Annotated in this window: 13 protein-coding genes; 7 read left to right on the forward strand and 6 right to left on the reverse strand. The window is 40.6% G+C overall.

Annotation, left to right across the window (positions count from 1 at the left end; translation table 11 throughout):
- Positions 1-12 precede the first annotated feature (12 nt).
- From murD to KNQ97_RS15500, 4 genes are all read right to left on the reverse strand, one after another.
- Positions 13-1,359 (reverse strand): UDP-N-acetylmuramoyl-L-alanine--D-glutamate ligase, encoded by a 1,347-nt coding sequence (gene murD, locus KNQ97_RS15485; protein WP_000908238.1) that lies wholly within the window; start codon positions 1,357-1,359, stop codon positions 13-15.
- Positions 1,360-1,519: 160 nt separating this feature from the next.
- Entirely contained in the window at positions 1,520-1,771 is a 252-nt protein-coding gene (locus KNQ97_RS15490; RefSeq protein WP_000942501.1) for a DUF6587 family protein, read from the reverse strand.
- A 20-nt stretch (positions 1,772-1,791) separates the two neighbouring features.
- Positions 1,792-3,645 carry a ferrous iron transporter B gene (locus KNQ97_RS15495; protein ID WP_001278225.1) on the reverse strand — a complete coding sequence of 618 codons (1,854 nt, stop codon included), beginning with the start codon at positions 3,643-3,645 and terminating at the stop codon, positions 1,792-1,794.
- Positions 3,642-3,905 carry a FeoA family protein gene (locus tag KNQ97_RS15500; RefSeq protein ID WP_001991212.1) on the reverse strand — a complete coding sequence of 88 codons (264 nt, stop codon included), beginning with the start codon at positions 3,903-3,905 and terminating at the stop codon, positions 3,642-3,644. The genes KNQ97_RS15495 and KNQ97_RS15500 overlap by 4 nt, the downstream gene beginning before the upstream one ends.
- A 143-nt stretch (positions 3,906-4,048) precedes the next feature.
- Between KNQ97_RS15500 and xerD the strand changes: the two genes are divergently transcribed.
- The 4 genes from xerD (at position 4,049) to thrC (ending at position 8,672) form a co-directional block, all read left to right on the forward strand.
- Complete coding sequence (gene xerD / locus KNQ97_RS15505) at positions 4,049-4,969, forward strand: site-specific tyrosine recombinase XerD (RefSeq protein WP_000608735.1); 921 nt, start codon at positions 4,049-4,051, stop codon at positions 4,967-4,969.
- Between the two features lie 146 nt (positions 4,970-5,115).
- Positions 5,116-5,931 (forward strand): DsbC family protein, encoded by an 816-nt coding sequence (locus KNQ97_RS15510; protein ID WP_000011163.1) that lies wholly within the window; start codon positions 5,116-5,118, stop codon positions 5,929-5,931.
- 244 nt (positions 5,932-6,175) lie between these two features.
- On the forward strand, positions 6,176-7,477 hold the full coding sequence (locus KNQ97_RS15515) for a homoserine dehydrogenase (protein ID WP_000805827.1): 1,302 nt from the start codon (positions 6,176-6,178) through the stop codon (positions 7,475-7,477).
- A 55-nt stretch (positions 7,478-7,532) separates the two neighbouring features.
- Positions 7,533-8,672 carry a threonine synthase gene (gene thrC / locus KNQ97_RS15520; protein ID WP_000063593.1) on the forward strand — a complete coding sequence of 380 codons (1,140 nt, stop codon included), beginning with the start codon at positions 7,533-7,535 and terminating at the stop codon, positions 8,670-8,672.
- A 104-nt stretch (positions 8,673-8,776) separates the two neighbouring features.
- Here the strand turns inward: thrC and pbpG are convergent, their stop codons facing one another.
- On the reverse strand, positions 8,777-9,823 hold the full coding sequence (gene pbpG / locus KNQ97_RS15525; RefSeq protein WP_001984577.1) for a D-alanyl-D-alanine endopeptidase PBP7/8: 1,047 nt from the start codon (positions 9,821-9,823) through the stop codon (positions 8,777-8,779).
- Positions 9,824-10,035: 212 nt separating this feature from the next.
- Between pbpG and KNQ97_RS15530 the strand changes: the two genes are divergently transcribed.
- Genes KNQ97_RS15530 through KNQ97_RS15540 form a run of 3 tightly spaced genes read left to right on the forward strand, consistent with a single transcriptional unit; the run spans position 10,036 to position 13,696 of the window.
- On the forward strand, positions 10,036-10,671 hold the full coding sequence (locus KNQ97_RS15530) for a response regulator (RefSeq protein WP_000633799.1): 636 nt from the start codon (positions 10,036-10,038) through the stop codon (positions 10,669-10,671).
- A gap of 10 nt (positions 10,672-10,681) precedes the next feature.
- Complete coding sequence (locus tag KNQ97_RS15535; protein ID WP_001160333.1) at positions 10,682-12,250, forward strand: PAS domain-containing sensor histidine kinase; 1,569 nt, start codon at positions 10,682-10,684, stop codon at positions 12,248-12,250.
- 24 nt (positions 12,251-12,274) lie between these two features.
- On the forward strand, positions 12,275-13,696 hold the full coding sequence (locus KNQ97_RS15540) for a sigma-54 dependent transcriptional regulator (RefSeq protein ID WP_017816292.1): 1,422 nt from the start codon (positions 12,275-12,277) through the stop codon (positions 13,694-13,696).
- A gap of 3 nt (positions 13,697-13,699) precedes the next feature.
- Here the strand turns inward: KNQ97_RS15540 and KNQ97_RS15545 are convergent, their stop codons facing one another.
- Complete coding sequence (locus KNQ97_RS15545) at positions 13,700-14,884, reverse strand: S41 family peptidase (RefSeq protein WP_000939107.1); 1,185 nt, start codon at positions 14,882-14,884, stop codon at positions 13,700-13,702.
- Positions 14,885-14,896: the final 12 nt, after the last annotated feature.

The following is a 14,896-nucleotide window of genomic DNA, read 5'->3' on the forward strand; positions in this document are numbered from 1 at the left end:
ATCATATTTTCTTTAAACCAACGAATTGACGCAGGCAACAAACTGCTGACCACGGTCATTATAACTTTTAAACATATCAAAACTTGCACATGCTGGTGATAGCAATACCACATCTTCAGCTTGTGTTTCACGTTGACACAGCTCGACAGCTTCTTTAAGCGTTGCTGCATGTAAAATTTTAGTTGCGCCTTGAATGGCTTGTTCGATGACAGGCGCATCTTCACCAATCAATACCACAACTTTGGCATATTTTTCGATAGAAGAACGTAAAGGAGAAAAATCTTGCCCTTTGCCCTGTCCACCTAAAATAAGCGCAACCTTACCTTTTTTCACTTCAATGGCAGCACCTAAGCCATCAATTGCTGCAAGTGTAGCACCAACATTGGTACCTTTAGAGTCATTATAATAACGGACATCATGCACGGTTTTAACGTACTCACAGCGGTGCTCTAGTCCTTTAAATTTTTTTAAAGTTTCAAGCATTGACTCCATAGGTAAACCAATTGCTTCCCCCAATGCTAAACAAGCTAAAGCATTAGCTACATTGTGCATACCTTGAATATATAAATCTGAGCTTTTAATTAACCGCTGTAAACCACGAGCAAGCCAAAGCGTACCGTCGGCATCTCTTAAAACGCCATATTGATTTAAATCTGGTGCGTTTAAACCAAAGCTTTGCATTGGTGTCGTATCAGGAACAAGTGGGCGGCTTAAAGCATCGTCTCGGTTAAATACAACTTTTTTAGCGCCTTGGAAAATACGATGTTTTGCTTGGTGATACCCCAGCATATTTCCATGACGGTCTAAATGGTCTTCACTCATATTGAGAACCACTGCTACCTCAGCGTTTAAGTGAGAGGTGGTTTCTAATTGAAAGCTCGATAACTCAAGGACCAGTAACTCTGGTTGATCTTTAAGTAAATCTAACGCTGGTCGACCAAGATTGCCGCCTACTGCAACTTTCTTACCTGCATCCTTAGCCATTAAGCCAATTAAAGTCGTTACAGTACTTTTTGCATTGGAACCTGTAATCGCTACAATCGGCACATCAGTGGCACGGCGCAATAACTGGATATCGCCCACCACAGAAATACCCTTAGCAATAGCTGCCTGAATTTCCGGTAATTGCGGTGCAAGGCCTGGGCTTAAAATAATCTCTTCTGCTTGTAATAATAATTCTTGATCAAGTTGACCAAAACTGGTTTTAACGCCAGCCGGAATCTGATCGTGTCCGGGAGGTGTGGGGCGGGAATCCGTTACAGCAACTTGGTAGCCTTGTTCATGCAGGAAATTTACAGCAGAAACGCCTGATATTCCCAAGCCTGCGACAACTTTTAATCCACCACGTTGTATTAACATTTTTGCCCCACAATTTATCAATCGACAGAATGGCAAAAATGTTAGCACTTTGCTGTTTTGAATGCTTTTTCAGTTTGAACTTTATTCATCTTTTTTTGTGTCAGTGCGTAAAAAAGCCATCAATATGATGGCTTTTTATACGAAACAGGAATGGCTAAATTTATTGCCATTTAACTGGTTTAATTTCTTGAACTGTATTAGTTGGTTTATCTTCACTTGAGCAGCCACAGCCACCTGCACAACCAAAAGTCATTTTCGGTTTCAACCATTTTGCTAAAGTTGCCCAACCCTGCTTTTCACAAAAAACGGATAGTGCTGAAAAGGCCGAGTTTGCTGTTTTTGGAAATACTTTCTTAAAAACAACAACAGCACTCCAAATCACCAAAACCGCAATAATCAGATATTGAAGCATATACAACCTCCTTTATTGCTTTAACCCCAATAGTGGGAAGCAATTTGATAGGTAACAAACGATGCAAAATAAGCTAAACCAAACAGATATGCAGTCATAGCTGCAACATGTTTCCATGAACCTGTTTCACGACGTACTGTTGCCAATGTTGCCAAACAATGCGGCGCATAAATGAACCACACTAAAAGCGATAAACCTGTTGCCAACGACCAACCTGTACCATCTGCACTAATTAAATGAGACAAACCTTGTGCTACTGCATCTTCATCAGTTGCCGACAAGGCATATACGGTACCTAATGCAGCGACCACAACTTCACGAGCTGCCATAGCCGGGATTAAGGCAATACAGATTTGCCAGTTAAAACCAACTGGAGCGAATAAAGGCTGGATAAGGTGTCCAAGCATACCTGCGAAGCTGTAATCTATAGCAGGCAATGTCGCCCCTTCTGGTGGTTGTGGGAAAGTACACAAGAACCAGAGCAAAATAGAAAGCGCAAAAATAATGCCGCCGACACGCTTCAAGAAGATCTTCGCACGATCTAACAAACCGATTCCCACACTTTTTAAATCAGGGAAACGATAACTCGGCAGCTCTAGCAGTAAAGCGTGTTGAGACTTATCTTTTTGGAAAAATTTCATTAAGAATGAAACACACAGTGCACTCACAATCCCAGCCATATACAGACCGAACAGCACCAGTCCTTGTAGGTTGAAAATACCCCAGACCATTTTCTCTGGAATAAATGCAGCAATCAGCAAGGCATATACGGGTAAACGTGCCGAACAAGTCATTAGTGGCGCAACCATAATCGTTGTAAAACGGTCACGAGGGTCACTAATACTACGCGTTGCCATAATTCCCGGTACTGCACAAGCAAAGCTTGAAAGTAACGGAATGAAAGCACGTCCACTTAAACCGGCTTGAAACATTAATTTATCAAGTAAAAATGCTGCACGCGGTAAATAGCCCGATTCTTCTAATACTAAAATGAAGAAGAACAAAATTAGAATTTGTGGCAAGAAAACAACTACGCCACCTGCACCCGCGATAATTCCGTCAACCACCAGACTATGCAGTAGTGGCTGTGTAATCACAGAACCGACTACTTCACCCAGCCAGCCGAAGAAGCCTTCAATACCATCCATAAAAGGTGCTGCCCATGCAAAAACTGCTTGGAACACAATAAACATCATGATGGCAAGACTAAGTAGACCTAAGACTGGATGTAAGAAAATTCGATCGAGAAAATCAGTACGCTTGTCTTCCTGATCAACATAATGAACAACATCTTTAAAAATCATATCGATTTTTTGATGATGGGTCCCAGTTAAGCCACTCAGTTCAGTTTGTGGCACACTGTATTTTTCTTGATCAAGAGCATGTAATAAATTTTCAATACCCGCATTACGGACAGCTACTGTTTCAACGACTGGTACGCCCAAACGTTGAGATAACTTTTGAGTATTAATCTGGATGCCACGACGACGCGCTTCATCCATCATATTAAGGACAAGTAAAATTGGGCGACCCAACTCGATCATTTCGAGTACAAGGCCTAAATGCAATTTTAAGTTGGTCGCATCAACCACACATAAAAAAGCGTCTTGTTGCCCCTCTTCCGCTATTTTTCCTAAACAGACATCACGAGTAATTGCTTCATCCGGACTGGTCGCATTAAGACTGTATGTACCCGGCAAATCGAGCACTCGAACCGAACGGCCTGAAGGTAACTGAAAATGACCAACTTTACGCTCGACCGTTACACCGGCATAGTTGGCAACTTTTTGTCGAGTTCCAGTTAAATGATTAAAAAGAGAGGTTTTACCACAGTTAGGGTTTCCCACAAGGGCAATACGTAACGCATCACTCATGCGGGTACTCCTTCTTCTACTTGAATTTCGATTTTTTCCGCTTCTGCTTTACGTAAAGCGAAACGAGTAAAGCCAATTTGGATTAAGATCGGATCACCACCAAAAACACCCTTGGTAATCACTTCCACTCGCGTGCCTGGTACAAAACCCAGACTTTCCAAACGAATTGCGACCAAATCTTGCTGCTCGGACTCTACTTCTATCCGATTCACTTTGGTGATGGTCGCCGCTTGCTTCACTTTCAACGCTGATAAACGCACCGCATCCGATCCTAAACCTTTTTTACTAGTATACATATAAATGAGAATAATTACCAAATAAGGTTAGATTTCAATTCTTATGGAGTTTAATCGACAAACCTTAAAGTTTCTTTTACAGTACAGTGGTTTAGAGGAAGTTATTTATGATAAATAAAAAACCGCGTATTCCAAGCCCTGTTCAAATTCCTGAACATTTAAGCTTTTTACAAGGTTTTCGCGACTATCTGGTTGCACAAACAGTCAGTCCGCATACGCGTAATGCCTATTTATCCGACCTGATTCAATGTAGTGAACTTCATAAAAAAAATAGATTGCCAGATTGGACGAGCGATGACATTTCTGATGTCCTCATTGAACTTACCAAAGTAGGGAAAAGCCCACGCTCAATTGCCCGTTGCTTATCTGCTCTACGTCAGTTTTATAAATTTCTACGTGAACAGAAATTACGAAGTGATAATCCTGTAGCTACTCACCATTCACCAAAAATTGGCCGAGCTTTACCTAAAGACTTGTCTGAAGAAGATGTAGAAGCGCTCATTCAGGCGCCAGACATTACAACGGCGTTGGGCTTACGTGACCGAGCAATGTTTGAAGTCCTTTACGCTTGTGGTTTACGTGTCTCTGAATTACTGAATTTACGCCTCGAACTTATTAATTTAAAACAAGGTTACCTGCGTATTACGGGTAAAGGTAACAAAGAACGTTTAGTGCCTTTAGGCCAATATGCCTGCGATTGGGTGGAACGCTATTTAAACGAGGCACGTCCACAACTTTATAAAAGTTCAACTGACTATTTATTTTTAACCCAGCACGGTGGAATTATGAGCCGTCAGAACTTTTGGTATGCCATAAAGCGTTATGCGCTACAGGCCAATATTCAAGCTGAACTTTCACCTCACACCTTACGTCACGCCTTTGCAACACACTTGCTTAATCACGGGGCGGACTTACGCGTAGTACAAATGTTACTGGGTCATAGTGATTTATCAACCACGCAAATCTATACGCATGTAGCACAAGTCAGAATGCAACAATTGCATGAAAAACATCACCCTAGGGGTTAAATTTTTTTAAAAGAATATTTTGAAATACACCAAACAATCACTTGATTTCGTTCACAAAGGTTAAGAAAGTTTTAACAATAGACACTAGATTTTTTGTTATGCTTAGCAGCTTCTGACTATAAATACTGATGAAATAAGGGTTATCTATGTCCTTTACCCGATCTCAAATTTTTCTTGCCTGTGCTTTGGCTTCTAGCCTGTTGTTCAGTGCTTGTTCTAAAGAAAACAAACCACAAAAAGAAGATGCGCTCACAGCGACCGCACCTGCTACAGGGGAAGCTTCAACCATTATTGAACGCAATGCTAAACAACGTTTAATTGAAACTTTGCAAAAACAATTTAAGAATGCAAACATCAACGTCAAAATTTTAGATATTAAGCCTACCGAAGTTCCTAATTTATATTGGGTTAACCTTGAAGGAATGACGTCGGTTTATACAACAAGTGATGGTAAATACCTGATTCAAGGCGATGTCATCCGTTTAGGCGGTAAAGAACTTCATAATATCGGCGATAGCCTTCAAGCCTCAGAAAACAAAAAGCATCTTGCTGCTTTAAAAAATGAAGACTTAATTGTTTATCCAGCTAAAGGCGGTAAAGCTAAACATGTGATTTATGTGTTTACCGATGCAAGCTGTCCTTACTGCCATAAATTACATGAGCATTTAGCTGAGATTAATGAGAAAGGTATTGAAGTTCGTTACATTGCATGGCCACGCGGCGAACAATTTATGCCAACTATGGAAGCGGTTTGGTGTAGTGCAGACCGTAAAGCTGCATTTGACCAAGCTGTACAGGGCATTAGTATTCCACCTGCTCAATGTAAAAACCCTGTTCGCGAACAATACCAACTTGGTCTAAACATGGGCGTAAATGGTACACCAGCTATTTATAATGTTGATGGTGAGTACTTGGGTGGCTACTTAACACCGGATGAATTGATTAAACGATTGGATAAATAACCCTCTCCAAGTTGATGAACAATTCATCATCCATCTTACAAATAAAGCGCTGATCTTATTGCAGCGCTTTGTTTTTTCAATAAATACTTCTTCTCATACCAGTGTTTAAAGAGTGATCTACTCTTCTTTTCCAAACATTGCACTCTAAATCACTGAACAGGCGCTAAAAGCGCTAGAGTCTGGCGTTTTTTTTAGCTATGATCTAGCTTCAATTAAATGATTCAATGATGATATGGAGTGTGACGTGAAACCAGTTCGCCTGGCAATACTCGGTCTAGGTACCGTAGGTGGAGGAGCCCTTAAACTACTACAAGAAAATGCCGCTGAAATTAAACGTCGCACCGGTCGAGAAATTCAAATTACCCACGTTGGAACACGTCGTCCTCGTCCAGATCTCGAATTGGAAGGGATTAAACAAAGCGCAGACTTACTTGATATCGTTCGTCAACCCGATGTGGATGTGGTTGTAGAAGTTATGGGTGGTATTCATCCTGCTTACGAAATCATTATGGAAGCGATCAAACACGGCAAACAAGTCGTGACTGCAAACAAAGCATTACTCGCTGAACATGGCAATGAACTATTTAAAGCAGCTGAAGACAATGCTGTGCAAATTGCTTATGAAGCGGCAGTAGCTGGCGGTATTCCAATTATTAAAGTGATCCGTGAAGGCCTTGCTGCAAACCATATCGAGTGGCTTGCAGGCATTATTAATGGTACAGGTAACTTTATTCTCACTGAAATGCGTGAAAAAGGTCGTGCATTTGATGATGTATTAAAAGAAGCTCAAGAACTCGGTTATGCAGAAGCAGACCCAACTTTTGACGTTGAAGGTATTGACGCTGCACACAAGCTTACAATTTTAGCGTCTTGTGCGTTTGGTATTCCTTTGCAATTCGATAAAGTCTATACCGAAGGTATCAGCAAAATTACTGCACAAGATGTGAAGTATGCTGAGGAGCTTGGTTTCCGTATTAAACATCTAGGCATTGCCCGCCGTGCTGAAAAGGGTATTGAACTACGTGTTCACCCAACACTTATTCCAGATGAGCAGCTTATTGCGAATGTAAACGGCGTTAAAAATGCTGTTTTAGTTCAAGCCAACGCAGTAGGTCCAACGCTTTATTACGGTGCTGGTGCTGGTGCAGGCCCAACAGCTTCTGCGGTTGTTGCCGATGTAATTGATATCGTTCGTGATATTTCTTATACAGAAGATGGCGCAGGCACAATTCCTCAACTGGCTTTTGAAGCATTAACAAATATGCCAATTTTAAGCCGTGAAGAAATGACCACAGGTTATTACATCCGCTTAAATGCTGAAGATCAGACTGGTGTACTTGCAGATGTGACGACCATCTTAAGCCGTGCCGGAATCAGTATTGATGCCATCATGCAACAATCTCGCTTAAAAGACCTCATTCCAATTGTGATTTTGACCGATCCAATCGTTGAATCCAAAATGGATGACGCTCTTGCGCAAATTCAAGCATTACCTGCAATTCGTGGCGAAATCGTAAGAATTCGTTTAGAATCGCTCGATAGTTAATCAGGTTGAGGGAAAGATTCCCTCTCCCGCTTCACCTCATAATTGGAACACCATCATGTCTAATGCCAATCGTTATACTGGTCTTGTAGATCGTTATCGTGACCGTTTGCCAGTTTCGGCAACTACTCGTGCTATCTCTTTGGGTGAAGGCAACACCCCTCTCATTAAACTTGAGAATATTCCACGTATTATTGGCAAAGACGTTGAAATTTATGTGAAATACGAGGGTTTAAACCCGACTGGTTCATTTAAAGACCGTGGTATGACCATGGCTGTAACCAAAGCGGTTGAAGAAGGCTCTAAAGCAATTATCTGTGCATCTACAGGTAACACTTCTGCTGCTGCTGCTGCCTATGCTGCACGCGCAGGTATCAAAGCGTTTGTTTTGATTCCAGAAGGCAAAATTGCGATGGGTAAAATGGCGCAAGCCATGATGTATGGTGCGATCACTATGCAAATCCGTGGTAACTTCGATGATGGTATGCGTCTTGTAAAAGAAGTGGCTGATCAAGCACCTGTAACGATTGTAAACTCAATCAACCCTTACCGTTTGCAAGGTCAAAAAACTATTGCTTATGAAATCGTTGAAGCTTTAGGCCGTGCACCTGATTACCACTGCTTACCAGTTGGTAACGCAGGTAATATTACAGCTCACTGGATGGGTTATACCGAAGCAGTAGCTAACCAACCTGCTGACCAATTTGAACAAGTTGTTTATGACGCTGCGACTGATCAATTCACCGGTCCAAAACCAGAAGGCTTACCAACAATGGTAGGTTATCAAGCTTCTGGCGCAGCTCCTTTCTTACGTGGTGCTCCAGTAGAAAAACCGGAAACAGTTGCAACTGCAATTCGTATTGGTAACCCACAAAGCTGGAACCATGCAAAAGCTGTAGTACGCGACTCTAAAGGTTGGTTTGATGAACTTCAAGACAGCGAAATTTTAGAAGCTCAACGCTTACTTTCTATGTATGAAGGTGTATTTGTTGAGCCAGCATCTGCTGCTTCTATTGGCGGTGCGATCCGTGATATTAAAGCGGGTAAAATTGCTGAAGGTTCTGTCATTGTATGTACAGTAACGGGTAATGGCTTGAAAGACCCTGATACAGCAATTAAACAATGTGCTGATGCAGTGATGTTGTCAATTGATGCAACAATGGACCAAGTAAAAGATTCGATTTTATCTAATATGTAAGATCTGATTTTTCAAAAATGGCTGTTTTAAACAGCCGTTTTTTTATGTCTTTTTATAGCCATAAAAAAACGCTTCTTAATAGAAGCGTTTTTTGAATATTTAAATTAAATACGTTTTGGCAAATTGCTCAACCAACCAAGCAAGTTAGTTGCATCATTATTACGTGCCTGTGTACTTGGTTCACCCAATAATACAATCACTGCTGGACGTGAGTTCACAGTAGTATGCATAACCACACAACGGCCTGCTTCATTAATATAACCAGTCTTAGATAAGTTGATATTCCAACCACCATTACGGACTAAAGCATTTGTATTATTTGATTTAAGAACACGATAACCTAAATTAAAGTCATAGGTCGGTGTGGTTGAGAACTGACGAATCAAACCATATTGAGATGCTGTACTCGCCAAAATTCCTAAGTCACGCGCAGAAGATACATTACGCGGATCTAAACCAGTTGACTCATAATAATGAGTTGCATTCATACCTAAAGCACGCGCTTTAGCATTCATTGCCGCCACGAATGCAGCACGGCCACCCGGATAAGTACGCGCTAGAGCTGCTGCTGCCGGATTTTCTGACTTCATCAGAGCAAACAGAAGAACTTCTGCTCGGTTCATTTTATCGCCAACACGAAGTGTTGAGCTTGAGTTTTTCCCGCCAGCCCCAGCAAAATCAATTTGCTCAAGTGTAATTTCTTCAGACATGTTTAAACGGGCATCTGCCGTTACAACTGCCGTCATCAATTTGGTAATAGAAGCGATCGGCACTGATGCGTTGGTATTTTTACTATAAAGTACCTCACCTGTTTGCGCATCCATTACAAGTGCAGCACGTGCACTGACACTTGGCTGGGCGTTATAACCCACAGTATCACGGATTGGAGCAACTTTAGGGGCAGAAGTAATAACTCTTGGCGCATTACTGCCACGCAAAGTTGTGGTTACAGAAGTTGAACCTTGCGGAGTCGGTTCATCATCTTCATCATTTAAAAGTTGACTAGCATCCGCTGCCGACCAATTTAAACTTGCAGTACCAGTACTCCCTGAAGACGGGTTATTGACGAGTTCTGCAAAGCTTGTTGAACTCAAACTAAGCAAAATAGACATGCTTAGCACATGCATTAAAGACTTTTTAGAATTTTTCACGGCACAATACTCGACTCAGGGTGACACACATTTGCGCTTACTATCATTATGCCTTACATTTGAGATATAAGGTATAAAGCTTTTACCGACACAATTGTGCACAACTATTCGCTCACTATAGAAGAATAGGATTGCTAATTTTGTCATTCCATTGCAAGCTTATTTTGCTTTATGTAACAAAAAACTTGTTTTTTGAAAGAAAGGAGGTCTTCTTGATTACAGTTTTAGTTGTCGATGACCATGAACTGGTACGTACGGGTATTTGCCGTATGTTAGAAGATCATGCCGATGTTGAGGTAATTGGACAAGCCGAATCGGGCGAAGAAGCAATTGCTATCGTTCGCCAACAACATCCGCAAGTCGTACTGCTGGATGTCAACATGCCGGGCATCGGTGGCGTAGAAACAACCCGTCGTTTATTACAGACGGCTCCAGAGACGAAAGTCATTGCTGTAAGCGGCCTTGCCGAAGAGCCTTACCCATCTTTATTATTAAAAGCCGGTGCAAAAGGCTATATCACTAAAGGCGCGCCAATTGCCGAAATGGTTCGTGCAATTAATAAGGTCATGCAAGGCGGTAAATATTTTAGTGCAGATATTGCCGAACAACTCGCGAGCTCATATTTATCCGACACTCAACAATCCCCTTTTGATTCGTTATCGGAACGGGAAATGCAAGTTGCAATGATGGTCGTCAACTGTATTAGCGCCCAAGAAATTGCCGATAAACTTTTTGTAAGTGTGAAAACTGTAAATACTTACCGTTATCGTATTTTTGAAAAGTTAGGAATTGATAGTGATGTAAAACTAACACATCTTGCGATTCGTTACGGTTTGATCAAGCCATAACCAAATTTACATGCAATTTCCCTTAAATTCATCCTTGTCCCATACGATTTTTCGTTTGGGCACTTGGTATGGCTTATACCGTCTTATTATTGCGGTTAGCCTGAATATTATTTTGGTTTTAACCGATGCGCAAACTGATAACAGTTTGCAGCAACCTGCCTTATATTCCTACACACTACTCGGCTATTCGCTCTTAAGTCTTGTTCAGCTGTTATGCTTTAAATTTATTGCCACTCAAGCCACGCGACAGCTTATTTTATTTTTTATTGTTGATATTATTTGTTTGAGTTTACTGACTTTTTCTGTGGGTGAACCAAATTTACAACTCAGCTTACTCTATGTAATTGCCATCTTTACCTCGGCGATTTTACTCAGCGCAAGAATGTCTTTGCTGATTACATTGCTTGCGGTTATCGCTGTTATTTACCAAAGATTTGTAGGTAGTCTATTTGACTATAACAATCTAAATACTATTGGTAATAGCGCTCTCTTAGCTTTCTTATTTTTTGTGGTTCACGGAATTGGCCAAATTGCAGTGCAGCGCTTTAAATTACTTGAAGCACTCACCTTTCACCAGTCAATTGAACTTTATCAACTCCAAAATATTAACCGTTATATCTTAGAACAAATTGAAGAAGGCTATTTAGTTCTAGATGAGAATTACGACATCGTTGTCAGTAATCCTGCGGCCTGTTCACTCTTGGGTATTCCCCCTCAATTTGCCAATGAAAAATATCCTTTAGCAAAGTGGCATGCCGATTTATTTGAAATTTTAAAGTTTGGCGACTTAAAAGAAGGTGACCGATTCATTTTTGAGTCTCGGCTATCGGCGTACTCCATCAACATTAAAGTGCAACATCTTTTGGTCCCACAACAAACGTTAACCCTGCTCATTTTACAAGATGCCCAACAAATTAATCAGCAAGCTCAGCAGCTTAAGCTTGCTGCGCTAGGGCAACTCTCAGCAAGTATTGCACATGAGATCCGCAATCCTCTCGCTGCAATCGTACAAGCAAATGAGTTACTGAAAGATAGCGATCCAGAACAACAAAATACTTTGCGTCATATGATTGGCAAACAAACCAAACGTATTGATAGTATTGTTCAAGATACCTTAGGGCTTGCTCGTAGCGAAAGAACACATCCTATCCAGATCGATGTAAAACACTTCATAGTTACATTGCTCGAAGAAGATTTATTTGACGTTAAACATTCAATTCAACTTAAAATTTCGGATAGTTCTTTAAAATTTTTATTTGATGAAAAACAATTAAGACAAGTCATGATTAATCTGGTGAGAAATGCTTTACGGCATAATGCCCCCGACTCACCGTACATTACGATCAACATTCATTCACAGACAAATAAAATTTATATTGATGTGATCGATTACGGTGAAGGTGTTTCAAAACGTGATATATCTCAATTATTTAAACCATTTTTTAGTACCGAAATTAATGGAACTGGTTTAGGATTATATTTGTCTCATAGTTTTTGTGAGGCGAACCATGCAAAGCTCACCTATGTAGAGCAAAAACAAGGGGCATGCTTCAGAATAGAATGCCCAATAATATATTGATTTTTTTATTAGGTTTTTGGGGAAATGGCAGAACAGCAACCACTGGTTTTGCTTGTAGACGATGAAGAAGATTTGTGCCTTTTAATGCAAATGACACTTGCACGAATGGGGATTAAAACACATCTTGCTTATCGGGTTGAACAGGCCAAACAACTCTTCACTCAGTTTCATTACGACGCATGTTTAACCGACTTAAACCTACCCGATGGGAGCGGGATAGATTTAGTTAAACATGTCTCTCAAAATTATACTAATACTCCCATTGCCGTTTTAACTGCCTACGGCAATATGGATATTGCAATTGCAGCATTAAAAGCAGGCGCTTTTGATTTTGTAAGCAAACCGGTCAACCAAGTACATCTAGATCAGTTATTACAAAAAGCCTTGAATCGGCAAAAAGTAGAGCATGATGCTACCGAGAATGCGTTAGAAAATAAATTATTAATCGGCCGTTCTCTACCCATCCAGCAGCTACGTATTGCAATTAAAAAAATTGCGCGCTCACAAGCACCTGTATTTGTTACCGGTGAGTCTGGAACAGGTAAAGAAGTAGTTGCCAATCTGGTTCATCGGCTGAGTAACCGTAGTGAAGGCCCTTTTATTGCAATTAACTGCGGTGCCATTCCAACCGAACTCATGGAAAGTGAGCTTTTTGGGCATAAAAAAGGGAGCTTTACCGGAGCAACTCAAGATAAACAAGGCCTCATTTTATCGGCACACGGTGGCAGTTTATTTTTAGATGAAATTGCCGAATTACCTTTAAGTATGCAGGTCAAACTGCTCCGCGCAGTACAGGAAAAAAAGATCCGACCTGTCGGTTCAGATCAGGAAATCGATGTTGATTTCCGTGTGATTAGTGCAAGTCATCAAGACTTAGATTTATTAGTTCGACAGGGCAAATTCCGTCAAGATTTATTCTTCCGTATTCACGTTATGGACCTCATATTGCCGCCTCTACGTGAACGTGGCGAAGATGTCCTTTTACTGGCCAATCACTTTATTCAGAAAATTTGTATGGAGTGGGAAACGACACCTAAACAATTAACAGAAGCGGCCGAAACTTATCTGCTACAGCAACACTTTCCGGGTAATGTTCGTGAATTAAGAAATATGATTGAGCGCGCAATTACCTTAAGTGAAGATACCACTATAGATGTATCTCATTTACATCCTGCTCCACTAAGAGCAAATATTTCTAATCCTTTTGCTTCGGTTGCTCAAAGCATACAAACCACTGTGGCAGCTCCTCAAGTCGTAAAAAAATTACCAAGTGAAGGCTTAGAACGTTATTTAGAAAATATTGAAAAAGATATTTTACTCAATGCACTCAATATGACTCATTGGAATCGTACCTTAGCAGCTAAAAAATTAGGAATGACTTTCCGCTCTTTACGCTATCGTCTGAAAAAATTTGGCTTAGATACGGAGACAGAACAGGAAGTATAAAATTTACTTTCTTTTTAAAAGGAGATCGGCAACACGATCTAGATAAACTTCTTCTTTCATTTCTGGAGGTAAGGGATAAGTCTGGTTAGGCTGAATACCTTGCCCCTCAATCATATTACCATTTGGTGTGTAGTAATGTGAGACTGTCATTTGTAGCGCTGCCCCACTCGGTAAAGGGAAAAGCTTCTGTACAACACCCTTTCCATAACTTTTTTCACCCATGACCCAAGCACGTTGATGCTCTTTCATTGCAGCAGTAAAAACCTCTGCTGCCGAGGCAGATCGGTGATTAATTAAAATACCAACTTTTATATTTTGAAAATCGTTACCCGGTAAAGCCTGAAATTGCTGGTTGCCTTCTGAACGACTTTTTGTAGAGACAATAATGCCATGATTTAAAAATAAATCGGCTGACTCAACAGCAGCAGATAACAAGCCGCCTGGGTTATTTCTTAAATCAATTAACACCGCTTTTAAACGCGAAGAACTATTTTCTTCAATTAAACGCTTAATCTCATTGGCGGTATCTTGTTGAAATACTCTAATTTTTAATACCAACACTTGATTGTGCAACATCACAGGCTCAATATCGGTTTCAATCTTTTTATTACGGACTAAACTAATTGGACTATTTGACTCTTCTGTTTGTACTTGAAGCGTCGAGCCTATCGATCCATAAAGCAAACCTAGCACCTGATCATGTGTCAGATTCTTAAGTTCCTGATTATCAATCTTTAAAATAGTTTGGCCATTTCTTAAGCCTAGTTTATATGAGTCAGAACCCGTCTTAAGGTCACGAATCATCCATTTATGAACATGTGATTCGGGGCTTAGTACAAAATCAACTGAAGCAAGATCCCCTTCAGTATATTGAATGAGTTGACGGTATTCTTCAGCTGACAAATAGCGGGAGTAACGGTCTAGACCACTGACTAAACCTTTAATTGCCTGTAAAAATAAAGCATCGTCCGATTTTTCATCGACATAGTTATCACGGACGATTCCATATATTTGTACAAACTGTTGAATAGACTCAATAGGTACTTCTGCATAACTTTCTTCTGATTCTGGGGCATCAGCATGCAGAGGCGATAATTTTTCTTTTACAACAGGGGCTGCAAGAGCAAGCTGGCTGCAACACATCAATACGCTAACAAAAAAAGCTTTATATATATTGTGTTGCAGCATTTAGTCACCTAT

The sequence above is a fragment of the Acinetobacter sp. UC24323 genome, assembly GCF_024151445.1.
GTDB lineage: Bacteria > Pseudomonadota > Gammaproteobacteria > Pseudomonadales > Moraxellaceae > Acinetobacter > Acinetobacter baumannii.

What these genes read in the sequence shown, in the direction of transcription:
- murD (WP_000908238.1), bottom strand. Translation starts at nt 1,359, where the DNA reads ATGTTAATACAACGTGGTGGATTAAAAGTTGTCGCAGGCTTGGGAATA.
- KNQ97_RS15490 (WP_000942501.1), bottom strand. Translation starts at nt 1,771, where the DNA reads ATGCTTCAATATCTGATTATTGCGGTTTTGGTGATTTGGAGTGCTGTT.
- KNQ97_RS15495 (WP_001278225.1), bottom strand. Translation starts at nt 3,645, where the DNA reads ATGAGTGATGCGTTACGTATTGCCCTTGTGGGAAACCCTAACTGTGGT.
- xerD (WP_000608735.1), top strand. Translation starts at nt 4,049, where the DNA reads ATGATAAATAAAAAACCGCGTATTCCAAGCCCTGTTCAAATTCCTGAA.
- KNQ97_RS15510 (WP_000011163.1), top strand. Translation starts at nt 5,116, where the DNA reads ATGTCCTTTACCCGATCTCAAATTTTTCTTGCCTGTGCTTTGGCTTCT.
- thrC (WP_000063593.1), top strand. Translation starts at nt 7,533, where the DNA reads ATGTCTAATGCCAATCGTTATACTGGTCTTGTAGATCGTTATCGTGAC.
- KNQ97_RS15535 (WP_001160333.1), top strand. Translation starts at nt 10,682, where the DNA reads ATGCAATTTCCCTTAAATTCATCCTTGTCCCATACGATTTTTCGTTTG.
- KNQ97_RS15540 (WP_017816292.1), top strand. Translation starts at nt 12,275, where the DNA reads ATGGCAGAACAGCAACCACTGGTTTTGCTTGTAGACGATGAAGAAGAT.
- KNQ97_RS15545 (WP_000939107.1), bottom strand. Translation starts at nt 14,884, where the DNA reads ATGCTGCAACACAATATATATAAAGCTTTTTTTGTTAGCGTATTGATG.